Source organism: Rhizobium beringeri, assembly GCF_004306515.1.
In the GTDB taxonomy this organism is placed as follows: domain Bacteria; phylum Pseudomonadota; class Alphaproteobacteria; order Rhizobiales; family Rhizobiaceae; genus Rhizobium; species Rhizobium beringeri.
Map to the genome: position 1 here is coordinate 1,190,805 of NZ_SILG01000001.1, position 18,736 is coordinate 1,209,540.

An 18,736-nucleotide genomic window follows, 5' to 3' on the forward strand; every position below is an offset into this window, starting at 1 on the left:
GGGCGACCATAACAATTGTCGCAAGCCATTGACAGACCCGCCAAACGCGAAATTATCCGCGAGGGACGGATTTCAAAGAATCCCAGCGGAGAAGACATGTCAACAAAGATGGAAATTTCATTCTCGAAATCGGCAAAGCTCAGTGGCGGCCTGGCGATCCTGTTGAAGACTGCGGAGGCCGACAGCGCTGCCGGTGCCGAAACAGTCGACCCGGCAGGCGTGATCGCCAAGGCTGCCAGGATCGTCCGATTCTCCGCGAAATCCATGGGCGCGCTCGATATTGTCGCCCCCGAAGGCGCGTCCGTCGACCGCATCGTCGTCATCGGGCTTGGCAAGGTCGCCGAACTCACCGCCCATGACTGGTTGAAGGCCGGCGGTGCCGCAGCATCGAGAATCAAGAATACCGATAAGGCTGCGGTCTTCATCGACGTGCCCGGGCTCGAGACGAGCGCCCGGGCTGCCGCCGATTTCGCGCTCGGCATGCTGCTGCGCGCCTATAGCTTCGATACCTACAAGACGAAGAAGGGCGACGAGGAGGAAAAACCGGCGAAATCCGTCAAGGTGACGATTGTCACCGCCGATCCGGGTGGTGCCAAGAAGGCGTTTTCCGATTCCGAAGCGATCGCCGGCGGCGTCAATCTTGCCCGTGACCTCGTCAACGAACCGCCGAACGTGCTCGGCCCCGTCGAGTTCGCCGCCAAGGCGAAGGAGCTGGAAAAGCTCGGCGTCGAAGTGGAAATCCTGACGGAGCGGGAGATGCGTCGTCTTGGGATGGGCGCCCTTCTCGGCGTCGCCCAGGGCTCCGTGCGCCCGCCGCGCCTGGCGGTCATGCAGTGGAAGGGCGGTAAGGGCAAGGATCGTCCCGTTGCCTTCATCGGCAAGGGTGTCGTCTTCGATACCGGCGGCATTTCGATCAAGCCGGCCGCCGGCATGGAGGACATGAAGGGCGATATGGGCGGTGCGGCAGCCGTCACCGGCCTCATGCATGTGCTCGCCTCGCGCAAGGCCGCCGTCAACGCGGTCGGCATCATCGGCCTAGTCGAGAACATGCCTGACGGTAACGCCCAGCGTCCGGGCGACATCGTCACGTCGATGTCCGGCCAGACGATCGAGGTGATCAACACCGATGCCGAGGGCCGCCTCGTGCTCTGCGATGCGCTCTGGTACTGCAACGACCGCTTCAAGCCGCAGTTCATGATCAATCTCGCCACACTGACCGGGGCGATCGTCGTGGCGCTCGGCAACGTGCATGCCGGCTTGTTCTCCAATGACGACCAGCTTTCCGCCCAACTGACGGCAGCCGGCCTTTCGAGCAATGAGAAGCTTTGGCGCATGCCGCTCGGCAGGGACTACGACAAGCTGATCGACAGTAAGTTCGCCGATATGAAAAACACCGGCGGGCGACAGGCCGGCTCGATCACGGCGGCGCATTTCCTCAAGCGCTTCGTGCAGGAGACGCCTTGGGCGCATCTCGATATTGCCGGCACGGCGATGGGCTCGCCGCAGGACGAGATCAACCAGTCCTGGGGTTCCGGCTTCGGCGTGCGCCTGCTCGACGAGCTCGTTCGCGCCCATTATGAATCCTGATGACCGACGTTCTCTTCTATCATCTGACCGAAACCAGGCTGGAAGACGCGCTTCCGCCGCTCATCGACAAAAGCGTCGAGCGCGGCTGGCGCGTTGCCGTTCAGACACGCGAGCCGGCGCGGCGTGATGCTCTCGATCAGCATCTTTGGACTTTCCGCGAGGAGAGCTTCCTGCCGCACGGCACCGACGAGGCAGATTTCGCCGAGAGCCAGCCGGTGCTTTTGACGGTGACGCCAGACAATGCCAATGCGGCGACCGTGCGTTTCATCGTCGACGGCGCCGAGCCGCCGCCGGCCGATGCCTATGAGCGCATCGTCTTCATGTTCGACGGTCACAACCAGGAGCAGCTGGAAGCCGCCCGTGCGCAATGGAAGAAGCTGAAAGGCGAGGGGCATAACCTCACCTATTGGCAGCAGACGTCAGAGGGGCGGTGGGAGAAGAAGGCCTGAGCGGTTTATCGCGACACGAGAGCCCGGCGTCTTTTCAGGCGCGCAAAAGACGCTGTAGGATTTTGAATTGCTGCATGAAGCCGTCCAACTCGTTCTCAGCGGCCAGCGGAAGCCGTTATCCGTCCGACCCTTTGTCCTCGTCGAGGTTCGTTAGGATGTTGAGGGGGACGATCCCTCCCGCACCTTCCGACGAATTGAGCGCCTCCACTGCCAAAACCCGCTTTCCACTCGGACTGACGAAAGCGAATGCCCACGCGCTGTCGGCAAAAGGGCTGACCGGCATTTCCGCCCAGCCGGCTTGATGGACAAGGCGTTCGGCATAATAAGCCTTGATGCTCTGCGGGTTGGTGGTGCTGGCGAGATTGCGCGCCAGGATACGCACGGATTTCTCTCCGAACCGCCCTTCCAGTTGGTCCAGCACCTTTTTGGTGGCCTGCCAATCCTGGGCCTGGGTCGCCGATCCGAAGGAATATTCCTCGGATCGGGAAACGCCCGGTGCATCAGGAGGCATGACGACCTGTTCGCCCGAACATGCTGCAAGACCGAGAAGCGGCACCACAAGGATGCCCATCTTCAACACGCGGAAAAATCGGCCCTTGCGGCGGATTTTGTTGCTCATGAGCGGCTGCCCCCGAACACTGTTGCCATAGGCCGGCAAGTTTGCCGGTTTCTATGACGTTATTACGACCCTCAGTCGTGGAACGCGTCGACGAACTTCCGCTTGCCGAGCATGAAGGCGTCGGCGACGTGGCGTAGCGGCGCGAGGTCGACATCCGATTTGCCGGCCTTGATGATTTCGGCGAAGCGACGGTAGAGCGAGGGATATTCCTGCTCCGGCTCGGCGAATCTCAGCGCGCCGTCGATCAAAAGCTTGGCGCCGCCCTCGGCGAGCACCATCTGGCCGGCTGCCGTCTCCGCGACGATGTCCCAGCTTTGCTTGCCGGTCTGGAGCCAGTCGAATTCGGCGTGAACCGGCAGGCCGTCGGCATTGCGGAAGTGAATGTCGGCTGCGATCGGGGCATCGCGATTCTCGGGAAATTCGAGCACGGCCTCGGTGATGAAGATCGGCCGCGGCAGGATATGGGTGACGATCGACAGCGCGTTGATGCCGGGATCGAAAACGCCGAGGCCGCCGGCCTGCCAGATCCATTCCTGGTTCGGATGCCAGTGGCGGACATCCTCCTTCCAGATCACATGCACGCTTTTGATCGTCGTCGAGGCAAGAAACGCCTTGGCCGCCTCAACGGCCGGCGCATAGCGCGAATGCCAGCTGGCAAAGAGCGACGCACCCTGCTTGCTCGCCAGCGCTTCGAGATCGGCCACTTCGCTCAGCGTTGCGCCGGGCGGCTTTTCCAGGAAGACGTGCTTGCCGGCGACGAGCGCCTTATAGGCTGCCTCGTAGCGGTATTGCGGCGGCATGCAGAGCGAAACGGCATCGATCGACGGCTCGGCATCGAGCATCGCTTCGATCGTCGTATAGCTCTTGACGCCTTCGACCGTGCCGTGGCGGCTTGCCGTGGCGACGAGGTCGAAATCCGGGTTCTTGGCGATGGAGGGAAGGTGCTGGTCGCGGACGATCTTGCCGACGCCGACGATGGCGAGATTGATAGGAGACATGGTGTTTCGCTCGAGCCTGTATGAAAAGTATGATTATTGACGCGTTTGTATCAGAAAGAGGCGTGCCGACAAGCTCTCCTCCTCCATTCTATGGCATCCTATCGCATGATGGTTTGGCGAAGGAAGCTGTAACCCATCGCTGCGCGGGCGGCGCGCTCTTCGGAATTGCCGTCGCCGCCATGCCCGCCGGAGCCGAATTCATGGAAGAGCGGCCGGTGTCCTTCTTCCTCCAACCGCGCGGCAAAGCGGCGCGCATGCGAGGGATGCACACGGTCGTCATTGGCCGAGCTTTCGACGTAGATCGGCGGATAGGTGACCTCGGTCGCCGGCCTGACATTGTGAAGCGGCGAATAGCCGAGCATGAAATCCCGGTCCACCGGCGTCTCCGGGTCGCCGTATTCGTCCATCCAGGCTTGCCCTGCGGTAAACAGGTGGAAGCGTGTCATGTCAAGGACCGGCACCTGGCACCAGACGGCGCCGAAATCATCGGGATAGCGCGTCAGCATCACGCCGGTCAGCAGGCCGCCATTGCTGCCGCCCTGGCAGGCGATCCGCGACGGCACGGTGTAGCCGCGGGCGACGAGATCGCGCGCGATGGCGACGAAATCGGCAAACGCCCGGTCTCGCCCCTGCCGCTTGGCGCTGCGATACCAGTCAGGCCCGAATTCGCCGCCGCCGCGAATATAGGCCTGCACATAGGCGCCGCCTTGCTCCAGCCAGCGTCCTGTCACGCCGGAATAGTTCGGCGATAGCGAAACATCGAAGCCGCCATAGCCGTAAAGCAGTACAGGCAGCGCGCCCTTGGTCCACTGCTTCGGCAAGACCAGCCGGTAAGCTACCCTCGTTCCGTCCTCGGAAACAGCCTCCAGCAGTTCTGAAGACATATCGGTCGCATCGAAATAGCTCGGCGCTGCGGCGACGAAAATCGGTTCGGCCTGCTTGCCGCGATCCGACAGCTCGAGACGGTAACAGGCCGGAGGCTGCAGGAAGCCCTGGCCGACGATGTAGAGCGTATCGTCGCCAAGATGCAGATCCGCGTGGAGCGGCCTGAAATGAGCCGTCTGCATGTCTGCCGGCAGTGCGATCTCGCGCTGCTCGGCATCGGGCCTTGTCAGGTCCAGCACCATGAGACGCGGGCGCAGTCGGTCAGAGATGATGAAGACGCACCATTCGCGCATCAGCATCACCTGCGAGATGGACTGGCCCTCGCCAGGCTGAAACAGGATCCGCTCCGGCCCGAGCGGAACCGTCTCCGAGCCGGGATCGAAGCGCTGCAGCACGAGGCTGCCGGTCGCAACGCGCTCATCGGTCTTTGCCCGCCAAAGGCAATGATCATGATTGAACTGGAAATCGGCTTCCTTAGGCAGATCGATGCGCCGCTGCGTGCCGTTGTCGGCGATCAGGAAAGCGCTGGCGACGCCGATCTCATGGGCGGCGACGAAAATGTCGATCAATCCGGCATCCGCCGAAGCGTCTGACAGAGCGGGGTTGATGACGAGATTGAAGCCGTAGACGTCCTCATCTGCTGCTTCGAACATGACGGCGGCATCTTCCGGTCGCTGCCCGCGCTTCAATCGCCGTCCGACGCGCGGCCATCCCGAGCGGGTCGCCGAAAATCTGTCGATGGAACCGAAATAGCAGATTTCGTCGCGGCTCAGCCAGGTGGCATGCGATCGTGCGGCCGGTGTATCGAAGCCGCCCTCGACGACCTGTTTCCGCTCGGCGTCGAATTCGAGCAGCCGGAGAAGATCCGAGCCGCCGTCCGAAAGCGTGAGCAGCACTCGCATCGGCTCCCATGGGCAGGTGACGGCGCCGCGCCAGTTCCAGCGCTTGCCTTCCCTGACGCAAAAGGCGTCGAGATCGAAGACCGGCTCCCAGCCGGCGTCCGGCAGCGGCTTCTGATCTGCCGGCAGGCGGAGCCAGATGCCGAGAGGATTGTCCTTGCTCTGGCGGAAATCGAACAGCCACTCGCCGCGGCGCATCGGAACGATCAGCCTGTCCTGCCGCTCGATCAGCGCCTTGATCGCATCGCGATCCCTCTCGAATTCAGGTGTTCTCAGTGCCGCGTCGGAAACCCGGTTGTGCTCGTCGATAAACTGGCGGGTGCGCGGATCGTCGTCCGTTTCGAGATGGAGGTTCATATCCGACTTGCCTGCTTCCATTGACGTCGCACTGATCTAGGCAGCCGGTCCCGACTTGGCAACCCGCCTTACAGCGCCGCGCGTCTCTCCAGGCGCGCGAAGGACGCTGTAACACTTTGAATCTAAGCATTGGCCCGAAAATCGATTTCGATTTTCGGGCCAATGCTCTAGCGGGTCGTCACGAAGTCGGCCGAGGCGACGACGGTGTTCGGCACCTCGGTCTTCTTGAATTTCAGCGTCACCACCTTGTAGCCTTCGGCTTCGAGTTTCGAGAGCAGGGTCGGTAGCATCGTCGCCGTGCGTTTGTGGATGTCATGCATCAGGATGATGCCGCGGCCGCGCTTGTGCAAGAGGTTCATCGTCCGCTGCGTTATTGAGACCGGCGTCGTGGTGAAATAGTCCTTGCTGTCGATATCGACATCCATGACCACCATGTCGCGCATGGCGACCGCGGCGCGCAGCCTGTGGCTCTCGGCAAGATAAGGGAAGCGGAAGAAGGAGACATCGGTTCCGGTCGCCTTGGTCACCGCCAATTCGCCCTTGGTCACCTCGGCCATCGCAGCGTCGAAACTCAGCGAAGCGAGGTTGGCGTGGTCATAAGTGTGGCTGCCGATTGTGTTGCCGTCCTGGGCGACCTTCCGGGCGAGCGCCGGATGCATCTCGGCCATCTCGCCGACCATCATGAAGGCGCCCTTGACGCCGAACTGGTCGAGAATTGCCAGCACCTTGTCGGTCCGGCCGGGGATCGGGCCATCGTCGAAGCTGAGGATCACCTCCTTGTCCTGGAGCTTGAGATCGGCGAGCGAGGAGACCTCCAGCGTCCGTCCGGCCAGATGGTGCCAGCCGGTTAGTCGCGGCGCCGCATCGTCGCCGGCATAGGCAAGTTTCCGCTCTTCGGGCGCGATCACAGAGGAGGTCTTGATCGATGTGTCAGGAGCGGATTGTCTGGTGGTGCTGCAGGCGGAGAGGGCGGCGGTGAGGGCCATGCAGGACAGAACGAAATGACGATACATGGAAAGGGCTCAACAAATCGGTAACGAATGTTGAGACAACCTTTCGGATTATGGTTAACGATCGGTTGATAATGGCCGAAATTGCGTTGATGCGCGGCACTTCGCCACGCTTTCGATTGAGACCTGTGGCTATCCCGCCATCGCTTCTTCGTATTCGGCCGACAGCATCAGCCAGTCTTCCTCGGCGGCTGCGAGTCTTGCCGCAGCCTCGCCACGCTGCTTTGCCTTCTCAGCGGCCTTGGCAGGCGTCTTTTCGTAGAGGGCCGGATCCGCAAGTTCCGCGTCAAGCGCCTGAATCTGTTTCTCCAGCTTCGCCGTCAAGGATTCGATTTCGTTGATCTTTTTCCTGAGCGGCGTCAGCGAGGCGCGACGTTCGGCATTGAGCTTGCGCTGGTCGGCCTTCGACGTCGCGTCTTCAACTAGCTGCGGCTTTTCTTCTTTTTTTTTACCTGAAGTGACGATGAGGTCGCGGTACTCGTCCATATCGCCTTCAAAGGTTGTCACCGTACCGCCATTGACCAGCCACAGCCGATCGACCGTCGCTTCGATCAGATGGCGATCGTGCGAGATCAGAATGACGGCGCCTTCGTAGTCGTTGAGCGCCTCGATCAGCGCGCGACGGCTGTCGATGTCGAGGTGGTTGGTCGGCTCGTCGAGGATCAGCAGGTTCGGCGCGTTGAAAGCGGCAAGCCCCATCAGCAAGCGGGCCTTTTCGCCGCCGGAAAGATCCTTGGCGGCCGTCGCCATCTTCTCGGTCGCAAGCCCCATCTGGGCGACGCGGGCGCGCACCTTGGCTTCCGGCGCGCCCGGCATCAACCGGCGCACATGCTCCACCGGCGATTGCTCGGGAATGAGGTCGTCGAGTTGGTGCTGCGCGAAGAAGCCGATCTTCAGGCTCGGCGCGATCTTCACTTCACCGCTCTCCGGCGCAAGCCGGCCGGAGATGAATTTGGCGAAAGTCGATTTGCCGTTGCCGTTCGAGCCGAGCAGGGCGATGCGGTCGTCATTATCGATGCGAAGATTGAGGTTCTTCAGGATCGGATTGCCGGGCTCGTAACCGACGGCGCCGCTCTGGATCGCGACGATCGGCGAAGCCGGCTGCTTTTCCGGCTCAGGAAAAGTGATCGGCTGCACATGGTCCTCGATCACCGCAGCGACCGTTCCCATGCGCTCGAGCGCCTTGACACGCGATTGTGCCTGCCGGGCCTTGGAAGCCTTGGCCTTGAAGCGGTCGATGAAGCCCTGCAGATGTTTGCGTGCCGCGTCGTTCTTGGCCTTGGCCTTCGTCTGCAATTCGTCGGCTTCCGCCTTCTGCCGCTCGAATTGGTCGTATCCGCCGCGATAGAAGGTAAGCTTCTTCTGGTCGAGATGGACGATCGCATTGACCGCATTGTTCAAGAGGTCGCGATCGTGGCTGATGATGATGACGGTGTGCGGATAGCGCCTGACATAGTCTTCCAGCCACAGCGTGCCTTCGAGGTCGAGATAGTTGGTCGGCTCGTCGAGCAGAAGCAGATCCGGTTCGGAAAACAGCACGGCGGCAAGGGCGACGCGCATGCGCCAGCCGCCGGAGAAGGAGGAGGCGGGGCGGGCTTGCGCCGCCTTGTCGAAGCCGAGTCCGGCAAGAATGCTCGCGGCACGCGCTTCAGCCGAATGCGCGTCGATATCGACAAGGCGCATCTGGATTTCGGCGATGCGGTGCGGATCGGTCGCCGTTTCCGCCTCGGCAACGAGGGCGGTGCGTTCCTTGTCCGCGGCAAGCACGATCTCGATCAGGGCATCCTCGGTCGCCGGCGCTTCCTGCGCCACCTGGCCGATACGTGCGGCCTTCGGGATCGACACCGATCCGGTTTCCGCACCGAGATCGCCGGTGATGACGCGAAATAGCGTAGACTTGCCGGCGCCATTGCGCCCGACGAGCCCTGCCTTCGTGCCCGAAGGCAGCGAAATGCTGGCATTGTCGAGAAGTAGGCGCCCGGCGATGCGGGCGGAAATATCGGTGAGCGTGATCATGGCCGGCGTTTTGGCCGAAAGCGCTCGCCAAGGCAAGAGCGCTTCTCCCCGCGGCAAGCTTGCTTGTCCGCTTCAAGCCTGCTTGTCCCACCGCAAGCGCGCTTGTCCGCCGTCTCAGCGGCCGAAAGCCTGCACAGGCAGTCGGGGGTTCGATTGTGCGGCGAGAAGCGCCACCCGGGCATTGGCCTGCAACTGTCCTGGCGTTGCCGCATCTGTGCTGAGCGCCACGCCGATCGAGATGGTGAGCCTGCCGGGATCGGCCTTGTCGGATGTCGCGAAGACCAGATTGTCCTCGACGGAAGTGCGCAGGCGCTCGGCGATCGTCATTGCATCCTGCATGCCGACATTGGAAAACAAGAGGGCGAATTCGTCAGCCTCGGTGCGGGCAATGAAATCGTTCTTCTTGACCGACTTTTGGAGGAGGCCGGCGAGTTTCTTCAGGAGCTTGTTGCCTGCCTGGGTGCCGTATTTGTTGTTGAGATCGGTGAAATTGTCGATATCGACCATGATCAGCGCGCTGCCGGCGGCACCTTCTTCCCGCTCGTAGAGGTCGGCGATTGTCCGGTTCAGCGCGATGCGGTTCGGAAGTCCGGTGATCCTGTCGGCGATCGCAGCCGATTGCATCGCCGAAATACCGCGCTCCAGCGTTTCCAGCGTCTTGATATCGTCCTGCAGCCTGGCGCCGATTTCCATCTCCGCCGCAAGAACGGTCGAAAGCGAAGCCGTGAGGTAGTCGACCTCGCCGAGGAAAGCGGCAAGGCTCTGGTCGTCATGGCCGGAAACGGATTTCAGGATCGTGCCGCAGGCGCGCGCAAAGGCGTTCTTGTGCTTCAGCCCTTCGGCAAGCCTTTCCGCCACGTCGCGCAGCATCCGGCTCGCCTCGTTGCGTGATGTCTCGCCCGCCAGCCCGCAATGGCCGACGAGGCGGTATTTCAGGCCGAGTTCGTCGAGCATTGGCTGTTGTGGCTGCGGTCCGAGTGCCGCGATATCCTGCGCAAGGCCGGCATTGAGCCCGACGATCGCCTCATGAAAGAGTTCGTAATTGCGCGGCAGTGCCGCGACGTTCAGGCGCGCCATGTGTTGGGCGATCTTCTGAATATCCGCCATCGGCGCCGGGCGCGCAGCCTCGCGCGGCACCAGTGCGTTTGCGCTTGCATTCTGCATGACGATCCCTCGCGGCCCGGCCTCATCTCTCACATCCGCTATGCCCGCAAGCTTTTAAGAGAGGCTGAATTTTCGACGGGGAAGCCGTGGATTGGCGGCAGAACCGGCAAAGGCGGTTAATTCAGTCTTGATGGCCGGAACATGATGCCGAAAAGTGTGAGCGGTTTTCCGGATGACATCATGTTCCAACTTTTTAATTCGGATCGGGCCTCACATCCATTCGCGGCCCTCGCTGCGCAGGAAGTAGATGAGATCAAGCGTGAGGCTGGGCTTGCCGAGCGCCGTCAGCGTCATGTGGCACTGGCCGCGATGATGGGTCTGGTGGTTAAAGAAATGCGCGAGCGCTGCCGACAGAGGCTGGGTGATCTCCACCGGCTGTACCACCGTTACATAGGTGAAGTTGGCGGCGAGGGTTCTCTCGTCCAGCATGCCCGTCCAGGCAATGATCCGCTCGTCCTCGATTTTGCGGGCGGCGGCAAGCGCATTCCGATCTTCGAAGAGCACGGCATCGAGTGTCGTCGGCGCTTCGCCGGTGCCGGTGAAGCGCTTCATCCATATCCGGTCGGCGACGATCAGATGGTTGAGCGTGCGATGGAGCGAGCCGAAGAAAGCGCCGCGGTCGTTGCGGAATTCCGCATCGCTGAGTTCGGCCGCAGCCGCATAAACTTGCGTGTTGGCCCAGCGATTATAGGCGGCGAACATCCTGTAATGTCTGAGCATTCAATCCCTCCCAGATTGGTCGCGGCAGTCTAGCCCGTTTTCCCGGAAATCGCAGTGATGCGCCCATGAAATTTCCTGATTTGATCGCAGCCGCTTTCTGTCGTGGAATGGATGGAGCTGCGATCTCGAAAGGACTGTTATGACCAGAGCCCTCTATTCCCTCTGCGGCGCCGACGAGCGGCGCTTCTTTTCGCCCCATTGCTGGAAGGCGGTGATGGCGCTGGCGCATAAGGGGCTCGATTTCGAGGAGATTCCGACGACCTACGCCCGCATCCGCGCGATCGGCGGCGGCGTCTCGTCGATCGTGCCTGTTCTCGACGACAATGGCCGGCTGATCCCCGACAGTTTCGACATCGCCCTTTATCTGGAGGAAGCCTATCCCGAGCGGCCGTCGCTATTCAACGGCGAGGGCGGCAAGGCGCTGTCGCGCATGGTGGAAGGCTATTCGCAGATGATCATCCATCCGGCGATCATGCGCATCGCCCTTCTCGATATCCATGCGAACCTCGACGAGGAAGACAAAGCCTATTTCCGTCAAAGCCGCGAGGCTCGGCTCGGCAAGCCGCTGGAAGTGGTTGCCGCCGGCAGCGAGGCGGAGAAGGCAGCCTTCGGCGCCAAGCTGGAGCCGCTGCGGCACATGCTGAAGTTCCAGCCCTTCATCGGCGGGCAGACACCGCTCTTTGCCGACTATATCGTCTTCGGCGCGCTGCAATGGCTGCGTGTCTCGGCGGGCCTTGCGATGCTGGCCGCCGCCGATCCCGTCATGCTCTGGTTCGAACGCTGCCTCGATCTTCACCAAAGCCGCGGCAGGACTGTGACCGCGGCGTGAAATTGCCGCCGACCTCTTGTTTTCGGCCGTTGGGGCGGGTAAAGACCGCCCACTTTTCCCGAGAAAACAGAGGATTTGACTATGGCGATTGAACGCACCTTCTCGATGATCAAGCCGGACGCAACGAAGCGCAACCTGACGGGCGCCATCACCAAGATGCTCGAAGATGCCGGCCTGCGTGTCGTCGCTTCCAAGCGCGTCTGGATGAGCCGTCGCGAAGCCGAAGGCTTCTACGCCGTTCACAAGGATCGTCCCTTCTTCGGCGAACTGGTCGAAGGCATGACCTCCGGCCCGACCATCGTCCAGGTGCTGGAAGGCGAAGGCGCGATCCTCAAGAACCGCGAGATCATGGGCGCGACCAACCCGGCAAACGCTGACGAAGGCACGATCCGCAAGGTTCACGCTCTGTCGATCGGCGAAAATTCCGTTCACGGCTCGGATGCTCCTGAAACGGCTGCCCAGGAAATCAAGTACTGGTTCTCCGATACCGAAATCGTCGGCTGAGGCCACGCTTCGGCATTCGCCGGCAATGCCTTGAATTGACTCTCGAAAGCCGGGGCCTCGCTCCGGCTTTTTCTATGCATTTCTCTATGCCGGGCATTTGTCGGTGTTCGAGAAGTCGACGCTGCCGTCAGGCTTGAAGACCTCCGGGTTCTTTTCATAAAGCGCGCCGAGCACGAGCGGCTTGCTCGGCAGCACGGTCTGGTCGAGGTCGGACCGGAACTGCGTCTTCAATTCCTGCAACACCTTGCCGTCCTTGTCGACCAGCCGGACACTCACGGAATAGGGGCGGTCCTTGCGCACGCAGTGCAGTTTTTCGCTCTGCAGCGCGATCTTGTCGTCGATCGGGTAGATTTTCTGGTTCAGCACCAGCGGATCGCCTCCTTCAGGATTTTCGAATTCGGCGATGATGACGGAACCGTCGGGGATAGGCCGTGTCTTCTTCAGCGTCAGCAGATAGGTGGCGCTCGCCACCCGATAGTTGAAGACGAAGAGATGGCCGGTGACCTCGACCAGGTTTTCAGCCTGGCGTTGGCAGCCGGAAAGCAGAAGGGCGGCTGCCGCCACCGTTACGATCCAATGTCTCCTCATGACGTCTCCTCCTTTTTGCGGCGGTAATGACGGTTCGCCTTAGCGCGGTTGCCGCAGACCGCCATGTCGCACCAGGCCCGGCTCCTGTTCTTGCTGCGATCGATGAACAGCCAGCCGCAATTGCCGCAGATCTTCATGCGCTGGGGATCCGGCATGGCGATCAGCCGTAGCGCCGAATGGGCGGTCGCCGCGACCAGGCTGCCGGGTCTCGTGTCGCGCAACGCCTTCGCCAGCGCCTCCAGCAGGCTGGCGAGCAATTGGTCATCGCCGCCATTCAGTATACGCTTGCGGAAATAGAGGTCGATCGCTTCCCGCAGCGCGATGAAATCCGCCTCGTTTTCCGCCGCCACCGGCGCGATGTCGCCGAAGAGGGCGCGCTCGGCGCAGAATTCGGCGGCGGCGTGCGGAAAGCTCCGCATCTGCTCCCTGACTGCGAAGCGGTCGATCCGCCGCGTTGCATCGTGGCGCAGAACGACGCTGTTGACGACATCGAGCGCCAGTGCGCCGCCGGCAAAACGGTGAGGGGTCCAAGAAAAGCTCATGATAAAATTATAACTAGCGAAATAGGTTTTACCAGTTATAATTTTGGTGAGGCGGAGTGTCTGGAATGGCCTATCTTCTGCAGCAGCTGGCGAATGCGGTTCCGCTCGCTGCTCTCTATGCCGCGCTTGCCTTCGGTTATGCCGTAGCCTTCGGCGTGACGAAGCGGGCTGACATCACCTATGGGGCGATCTTCGCCTTCGCGGGCCAGATCCTGCTGCTCTTCACCGAACTCGCCTATGTCAGGTTTTGGCTGGTGCTGCCGGCCGCACTTGCCGTCGGTGCCTGCGCTTCCATCGTCTATTCGTTGGCGGCGGGCCTATGGATCGGCCGCTCGATCATGCTGCCGCTGGTCAACAAATCGCCGAATACGGTCATCGTTGCCGCCCTCGGCATCATGATCGTGCTGATGGAGACCGCCCGGCTTGCCGCCAATACCCGCGCCATCTGGCTGCCGCCGTTTCTGAACGAAACAGTCGTCTTCTGGAGCGACGGCCCGTTCAAGGTGACGCTCACCCATATCCAGCTGATCAACACGGCACTGATGTGCGCCGTTGTCGCAGTCGGTACGCTGATCCTCAGGCGCACGGCCTGGGGTCGCGTCTGGCGCGCCGTCACCGACGATCCGCTGGCCGCCGAGCTCTGCGGCACCAGCGCCGACCGCGTCTTCCTCGTCGCCTATGCGGCCGCCGCCCTCGTCGCCACCGTCTGTGGCATTCTCGCCACCTTCTATTACGGCTCGATGGATTTCGGCGCCGGCCTGATGTTCGGGCTGAAGGTGCTGCTGATCGCGGCCGTCGGCGGCTATTCCGATCCGCTGCGCTCGGCAGGCGGCGCTGCCGGGCTTGCCGTCGTCGAAACTATGTGGGGCGCTTACGGCCCCTTCGTCTGGCGGGATCTGGTCATCTTTTCGCTGCTCGTCCTGCTCTTGGTCATGAGCCGCAGGGAGCGCGTGGTTCTCTAAATTTACGAATTTACTTCCACTTGTCGCGCGCTGCATCGTCGGCGTCTTTCGCCGTGACCCAGTCGCCGGTGGCGCCATCCCTAGCGTGCTCCTTCTTCCAGAAGGGGGCTGCGGTCTTGAGGAAATCCATGACGAAATTCGCGCCGTCGAACGCCGCCTGCCGGTGCGGTGCGGCTGCGACGACGAGCACGATATTCTCGCCGGCGGCGATCTTCCCGTATCGGTGGATGGCGGTGAGGCCGAGAAGTCCGAAGCGCGCGATGGCAAGATCGCCGATGCGCTGCATCTCCGCTTCCGCCATGCCGGGATAATGCTCGAGTTCGAGGGCCGCAAGCGTGCCGCCTTCATCGCGGCAGAGGCCGGAAAAGGTGACGACGGCGCCGATGCCGGATTTGCCTTTGGAGAGCAAATCGACCTCGGCCTGCAGGTCGAAGTCCTCGTGCTGGACGCGGATGGTGGGGGTGACGGTCACGATAACATCCCCAACCGCTTTGATGCCGTAGCGGAGGCTATGGAGAGGGCATGCCGTGCCACCCCCCCTCTGCCCTGCCGGGCATCTCCCCCACAAGGAGGGAGATCACGGGTGGCTTGACCATCGTACCCATCTACAGTTTTGCCGGGCTGCGACGTGGATTGCTTGGGGAAGTTCGTGCTTCCAGCCAATCTCCCTCCTTGTGGGGGAGATGTCCGGCAGGACAGAGGGGGGTAGCGACACGGCACCACCATCACCGCCTCATCCCCCCGTCATCGGCGGAAATATACCGATCTCTTTCGCCCCTGATATCGGCTCGTCATGTTCGACATGCTCCATGTCGAGCGCCACGCGGATCACCTCGGGATATTGAAGTGCGGTCTCATATTCTTCGCCCAGCGTCTTCAAATGATTCAGGAGATCGGCGACGGTGACGACGGAGGAGGGGAGGTCGATCTCCTCCTCGCCCTTGCCGATGCGCTCGCGCACCCAGGCGAAATAGACAAGCCGCGTCATTCCTCGTCATCCACGATATGTTTCACGCCGGCGCGGAAATAGTCGTAGCCGGTATAGATCGTCAGCAGCGCCGCGATCCACAGCAGCGCAATGCCCGTCTGTGTCGTATAGGGGAAAATCTCGTCTCCGGCCGGGCCGGCGAGCAGGAAGGCGATGGCGACGAGCTGCAGCGTCGTCTTCCACTTGGCGATCCGCGTCACCGGTACGCTGACCTTCAGCGCCGCCAGATATTCGCGCAAGCCCGACACCAGGATCTCGCGGCAGAGAATGGTGATCGCCGCCCAGATCGACCAGCCGGCGATGGTCTGGTCGGCCGCGACCAGAAGAAGGATCGAAGCGACCAGCAGCTTATCGGCGATCGGATCGAGCATGCGGCCGATATTCGACGTCTGGTTCCAGATGCGTGCGAGATAGCCGTCGAGGAAATCGGTGAGCGAGGCGATGACGAAGATCCACAGCGCCACCCAGCGCGCCGTGTTGCTGATCGACAGCCTGCCCTCGATGAAGAAACAGAGAACGATCAGCGGTACGGCGAGGATACGACCGTAGGTCAGAAGATTGGGAATGCTGTACGCACGCGATGCCATGGGATCGTTTCTCTGAATTGATGCGCCGCTACAGCGCCGCGCGTCTTTTCAGGCGCGCAAAGGACGCTGTAACACTTTAGAATATCTGCATCGAGCTTTCCGAAAGTCGATTCCGATTTTCGGGCCGATGCGGTAGATGACGGCTTTGGCCGCGGACCGTCAACATTCTTTCTGTCTTTTCACCGCCTTTGCGTGGAATTTGCGACGGAGGCCGGTTATTTCGCGGCGTCGTCGTGGAAATGGTTATAGACCTGCTTGGCGACGGCTTCCGATATGCCTTCCACCGCCATCAGATCGGACAGGGCGGCACGCGAAACGGCCTTTGCCGTGCCGAAATGCTGGAGCAGCGCGCGTTTGCGCGACGGGCCGATGCCGCCGATCTCGTCGAGCGGGTTCTTGATCATTTCCTTCTTGCGCCGTGCCCGGTGCGAGCCGATCGCGAAACGGTGTGCCTCGTCGCGCATGCGCTGGATGAAATAGAGCACCGGATCGCGCGGCGGCAGGGTGAAACTCTCGCGTCCCGGCGGGAAGAAGCGTTCCCGCCCGGCGTCGCGGTCGACGCCCTTGGCGATGCCGATCGCCGTCACGCTGTCGGTGATGCCGAGTTCTGCAAGGATGGCACGCACCGCCGTCATTTGCCCCTGGCCGCCGTCGATGAGGATCACATCGGGCCAGGTGGGGAAGGGCATGTCGGCTGCATCAGGAGTGGCCACCTGTGCCGTCCGGTCAGGAATGCCTTCCTCCTTGATCAGCCGCGAGAAGCGTCGCGTCATCACTTCCTTCATCATGCCGAAGTCGTCGCCGGGCGTGATGTCGGTCGATTTGATGTTGAACTTGCGGTACTGGTTCTTGACGAAACCTTCCGGCCCCGCAACCACCATGCCGCCGACGGCATTGGTGCCCATAATATGCGAGTTGTCGTAGATCTCGATCCGCTGCGGTGCATAGGCAAGCCCGAACGTTTCCTTGAAACCTTCGAGCAGCCGCGACTGCGATGCCGTCTCGGCAAGCTTTCGCCCATGCGCCTCGCGCGCATTGCCGACGACATGGTCGACCAGGTCGCGCTTCTCGCCGCGCTGCGGCACGAGGATGGAAACCTTGTGGCCGGCCTTTTCGCTGAGTGCTGCGGCGAGCAGCTCCAGCTCCTCGACCGTCTGCGACAGCATGATCTGCTTCGGCACCGGCTTGTCGTCGTAGAACTGCGCCAGGAAGGAATTCAGCACTTCGGCGCCTGACAGTTGCGGATCGGCCTTCGGGAAATAGGCGCGGTTGCCCCAGTTCTGTCCGGTGCGGAAGAAGAACACCTGGATGCAGGAGATGCCGCCCTCATGGTGGATGGCGAAAACGTCAGCCTCCTCGACGCCAGCCGGATTGATGCCCTGGTGGCTCTGCACGTGCGAAAGTGCGGCCAGGCGATCACGATAGATTGCCGCCCGCTCGAAGTCGAGGTCCTCGGCCGCCTGGTTCATGGCCTCGGCCATATGCGACTTCACCTTCTGGCTTTTGCCGGACAGGAAGTCCTTCGCCTCCTGCACCAGTTCGCCGTAACCCCCATCGCTGACCTCGTGGGTGCACGGCCCCGAACAGCGCTTGATCTGGTAGAGAAGGCAGGGTCGTGTGCGCGTTTCGAAGACGCTGTCGGTGCAGGTGCGGATCAGGAAGGCGCGCTGCAGCGAATTGATCGTCCGCCCGACCGCGCCGGCCGAAGCGAAAGGTCCGAAATAGTCGCCCTTTCGCGCTCTCGCACCGCGATGCTTGAAGATCGCCGGCGCCCGGTGGTCGCCGGTGATGAGGATATAGGGAAACGACTTGTCGTCGCGCAAAAGCACGTTAAAGCGCGGCCGCAAGCGCTTGATCAGATTCGCTTCCAGAAGCAGCGCTTCGGTTTCCGTGCGCGTCGTCACGAATTCCATGTTGGCTGTCTGGCGCACCATTTGGGCGATGCGATTGGAATGCACCCGGCCGACGGCGTAATTGTTGACGCGCTTCTTCAGGCTGCGCGCCTTACCGACATAAAGCACGTCGCCCTCGGCATTGAACATGCGGTAGACGCCGGGACTATTGGGAAGCCGCTTGACGAACTCGCCGATCAGTTCCGCGCCGATGAGCCCGGTTTCATTAAGGCTACCCGCATTCCAGTCGACCGTCGCCGCAAGCGGGGCGGCGGCGGAAACGTCGCCTTCCACTTCGATATCGTCTTCGCTCTCATCCGTATCATCGTAGAGAACGCCGCCATCCGGCAGCTTTCGTCCGTTCATTCCGTAATCTCCGCCACATCGGGCGTCTGCCAGGCGAGGTGCTGGCCGCCGTCGAGGGCAATCATCTGGCCGGTGATCGAGGGCGTGTCGTAAAGGAAGCGAATCGTTTGTCCGAATTCCTCCAGCGCCGGCCCTCGCTGCAAGATAAGGGCTGAGACCTGCGCTTGGAAGTCCTCCATCGCCTGCCGCTCGCTCGGCATCGAGGGGCCGGGGCCGATGGCATTGACGCGGATGCGTGGCGCCAATGCCTGTGCAAGCGTCTGCGTCGCCGTCCATAGCGCGGATTTGGAGAGGGTATAGGAATAGAAGCTGGGCCTCAGCGCCCAAACCCGCTGGTCGATGATATTGACGATCAGCCCCGATGCCTCAGCGGGGATCTGCTGCGCGAAGGTCGCCGCAAGGATAGAGGGCGCACGCACATGTAGGTCGAAATGCAATGCCCAGGTGGCGGCATTGAAACTACGCGCTGAATCATGCTGGAAGACCGACGCATTGTTGACGAGCAGATCGAGCGGCCCGAGCGCTTCCGACGCCTTCGCGACCAAGGCGTCCGTTTCGCCGAGATCGGTGAGGTCGGCTTGCAGGGCGGTCGCCCGATATCCCTTCCGCCGCAATTCCGCCACCAGCTCTTCAGCCTCACCGATGGAGCCGTTCGCGTGGATCGCAACGGAAAAGCCATTTGCAGCAAGGTCTTCGGCGATTGCCCGGCCTATTCTTTTAGCAGCCCCTGTTATAAGGGCCGAGCGAAGTCTTTTGTGGTTCAAAATCTTGCCT

General features: G+C 61.7%; 19 protein-coding genes. 5 read left to right on the top strand and 14 right to left on the bottom strand.

Going from position 1 to position 18,736, the window contains the following annotated elements:
- The first annotated feature begins 96 nt into the window (after window positions 1-96).
- Complete coding sequence (locus ELH03_RS06170; protein WP_128401257.1) at window positions 97-1,587, top strand: leucyl aminopeptidase; 1,491 nt, start codon at window positions 97-99, stop codon at window positions 1,585-1,587.
- Complete coding sequence (locus ELH03_RS06175) at window positions 1,587-2,036, top strand: DNA polymerase III subunit chi (protein WP_128401258.1); 450 nt, start codon at window positions 1,587-1,589, stop codon at window positions 2,034-2,036. The genes ELH03_RS06170 and ELH03_RS06175 overlap by 1 nt, the downstream gene beginning before the upstream one ends.
- A gap of 115 nt (window positions 2,037-2,151) precedes the next feature.
- Here ELH03_RS06175 and ELH03_RS06180 read toward each other — a convergent pair whose 3' ends face one another.
- The 7 genes from ELH03_RS06180 to ELH03_RS06210 form a co-directional block, all read right to left on the bottom strand.
- A complete protein-coding gene (locus ELH03_RS06180) occupies window positions 2,152-2,655 on the bottom strand; it encodes a hypothetical protein (protein WP_128401335.1) in 504 nt (167 codons plus the stop codon).
- A 71-nt stretch (window positions 2,656-2,726) separates the two neighbouring features.
- On the bottom strand, window positions 2,727-3,653 hold the full coding sequence (locus tag ELH03_RS06185; RefSeq protein ID WP_130766168.1) for a Gfo/Idh/MocA family protein: 927 nt from the start codon (window positions 3,651-3,653) through the stop codon (window positions 2,727-2,729).
- A 98-nt stretch (window positions 3,654-3,751) separates the two neighbouring features.
- Window positions 3,752-5,794: a prolyl oligopeptidase family serine peptidase gene (locus ELH03_RS06190; protein WP_130766169.1), complete on the bottom strand. Its 2,043-nt coding sequence runs from the start codon at window positions 5,792-5,794 to the stop codon at window positions 3,752-3,754.
- A gap of 167 nt (window positions 5,795-5,961) precedes the next feature.
- On the bottom strand, window positions 5,962-6,807 hold the full coding sequence (locus tag ELH03_RS06195) for a polysaccharide deacetylase family protein (protein WP_128401261.1): 846 nt from the start codon (window positions 6,805-6,807) through the stop codon (window positions 5,962-5,964).
- Between the two features lie 129 nt (window positions 6,808-6,936).
- Window positions 6,937-8,820: an ABC-F family ATP-binding cassette domain-containing protein gene (locus tag ELH03_RS06200; protein WP_128401336.1), complete on the bottom strand. Its 1,884-nt coding sequence runs from the start codon at window positions 8,818-8,820 to the stop codon at window positions 6,937-6,939.
- 114 nt (window positions 8,821-8,934) lie between these two features.
- Window positions 8,935-9,984: a GGDEF domain-containing protein gene (locus tag ELH03_RS06205; protein WP_130766170.1), complete on the bottom strand. Its 1,050-nt coding sequence runs from the start codon at window positions 9,982-9,984 to the stop codon at window positions 8,935-8,937.
- 210 nt (window positions 9,985-10,194) lie between these two features.
- Complete coding sequence (locus ELH03_RS06210) at window positions 10,195-10,704, bottom strand: DinB family protein (protein WP_130766171.1); 510 nt, start codon at window positions 10,702-10,704, stop codon at window positions 10,195-10,197.
- Window positions 10,705-10,843: 139 nt separating this feature from the next.
- Between ELH03_RS06210 and ELH03_RS06215 the strand changes: the two genes are divergently transcribed.
- Window positions 10,844-11,533 (top strand): glutathione S-transferase family protein, encoded by a 690-nt coding sequence (locus ELH03_RS06215; RefSeq protein ID WP_130766172.1) that lies wholly within the window; start codon window positions 10,844-10,846, stop codon window positions 11,531-11,533.
- A gap of 81 nt (window positions 11,534-11,614) precedes the next feature.
- Window positions 11,615-12,037, top strand: coding sequence for a nucleoside-diphosphate kinase (gene ndk, locus ELH03_RS06220; RefSeq protein WP_003547097.1), 423 nt, complete (start codon window positions 11,615-11,617; stop codon window positions 12,035-12,037).
- Window positions 12,038-12,121: 84 nt separating this feature from the next.
- Here the strand turns inward: ndk and ELH03_RS06225 are convergent, their stop codons facing one another.
- Window positions 12,122-12,625, bottom strand: a complete 504-nt coding sequence (locus ELH03_RS06225; protein WP_128411518.1) for a hypothetical protein — start codon at window positions 12,623-12,625, stop codon at window positions 12,122-12,124.
- Window positions 12,622-13,167, bottom strand: a complete 546-nt coding sequence (locus ELH03_RS06230; protein WP_128401266.1) for a CGNR zinc finger domain-containing protein — start codon at window positions 13,165-13,167, stop codon at window positions 12,622-12,624. The genes ELH03_RS06225 and ELH03_RS06230 overlap by 4 nt, the downstream gene beginning before the upstream one ends.
- A 65-nt stretch (window positions 13,168-13,232) precedes the next feature.
- On the opposite strand from ELH03_RS06230, the gene ELH03_RS06235 reads away from it, so the two are divergent.
- On the top strand, window positions 13,233-14,129 hold the full coding sequence (locus ELH03_RS06235) for a branched-chain amino acid ABC transporter permease (RefSeq protein ID WP_128401267.1): 897 nt from the start codon (window positions 13,233-13,235) through the stop codon (window positions 14,127-14,129).
- Between the two features lie 10 nt (window positions 14,130-14,139).
- Here ELH03_RS06235 and ELH03_RS06240 read toward each other — a convergent pair whose 3' ends face one another.
- The 5 genes from ELH03_RS06240 to ELH03_RS06260 form a co-directional block, all read right to left on the bottom strand.
- Entirely contained in the window at window positions 14,140-14,601 is a 462-nt protein-coding gene (locus ELH03_RS06240) for a molybdenum cofactor biosynthesis protein MoaE (protein ID WP_128401268.1), read from the bottom strand.
- Window positions 14,602-14,862: 261 nt separating this feature from the next.
- The gene (moaD, locus tag ELH03_RS06245) at window positions 14,863-15,117 is read right to left on the bottom strand and encodes a molybdopterin converting factor subunit 1 (protein ID WP_029872939.1); all 255 of its coding nucleotides are present in this window, start codon (window positions 15,115-15,117) and stop codon (window positions 14,863-14,865) included.
- Window positions 15,114-15,704, bottom strand: a complete 591-nt coding sequence (gene pgsA, locus ELH03_RS06250; protein ID WP_003547103.1) for a CDP-diacylglycerol--glycerol-3-phosphate 3-phosphatidyltransferase — start codon at window positions 15,702-15,704, stop codon at window positions 15,114-15,116. The genes moaD and pgsA overlap by 4 nt, the downstream gene beginning before the upstream one ends.
- Window positions 15,705-15,919: 215 nt before the next feature.
- The gene (gene uvrC / locus ELH03_RS06255; protein ID WP_130766173.1) at window positions 15,920-17,962 is read right to left on the bottom strand and encodes an excinuclease ABC subunit UvrC; all 2,043 of its coding nucleotides are present in this window, start codon (window positions 17,960-17,962) and stop codon (window positions 15,920-15,922) included.
- On the bottom strand, window positions 17,959-18,726 hold the full coding sequence (locus ELH03_RS06260; RefSeq protein WP_130766174.1) for an SDR family oxidoreductase: 768 nt from the start codon (window positions 18,724-18,726) through the stop codon (window positions 17,959-17,961). Before ELH03_RS06260 ends, uvrC begins: the two co-directional genes overlap by 4 nt.
- Between the last annotated feature and the right edge of the window lie 10 nt (window positions 18,727-18,736).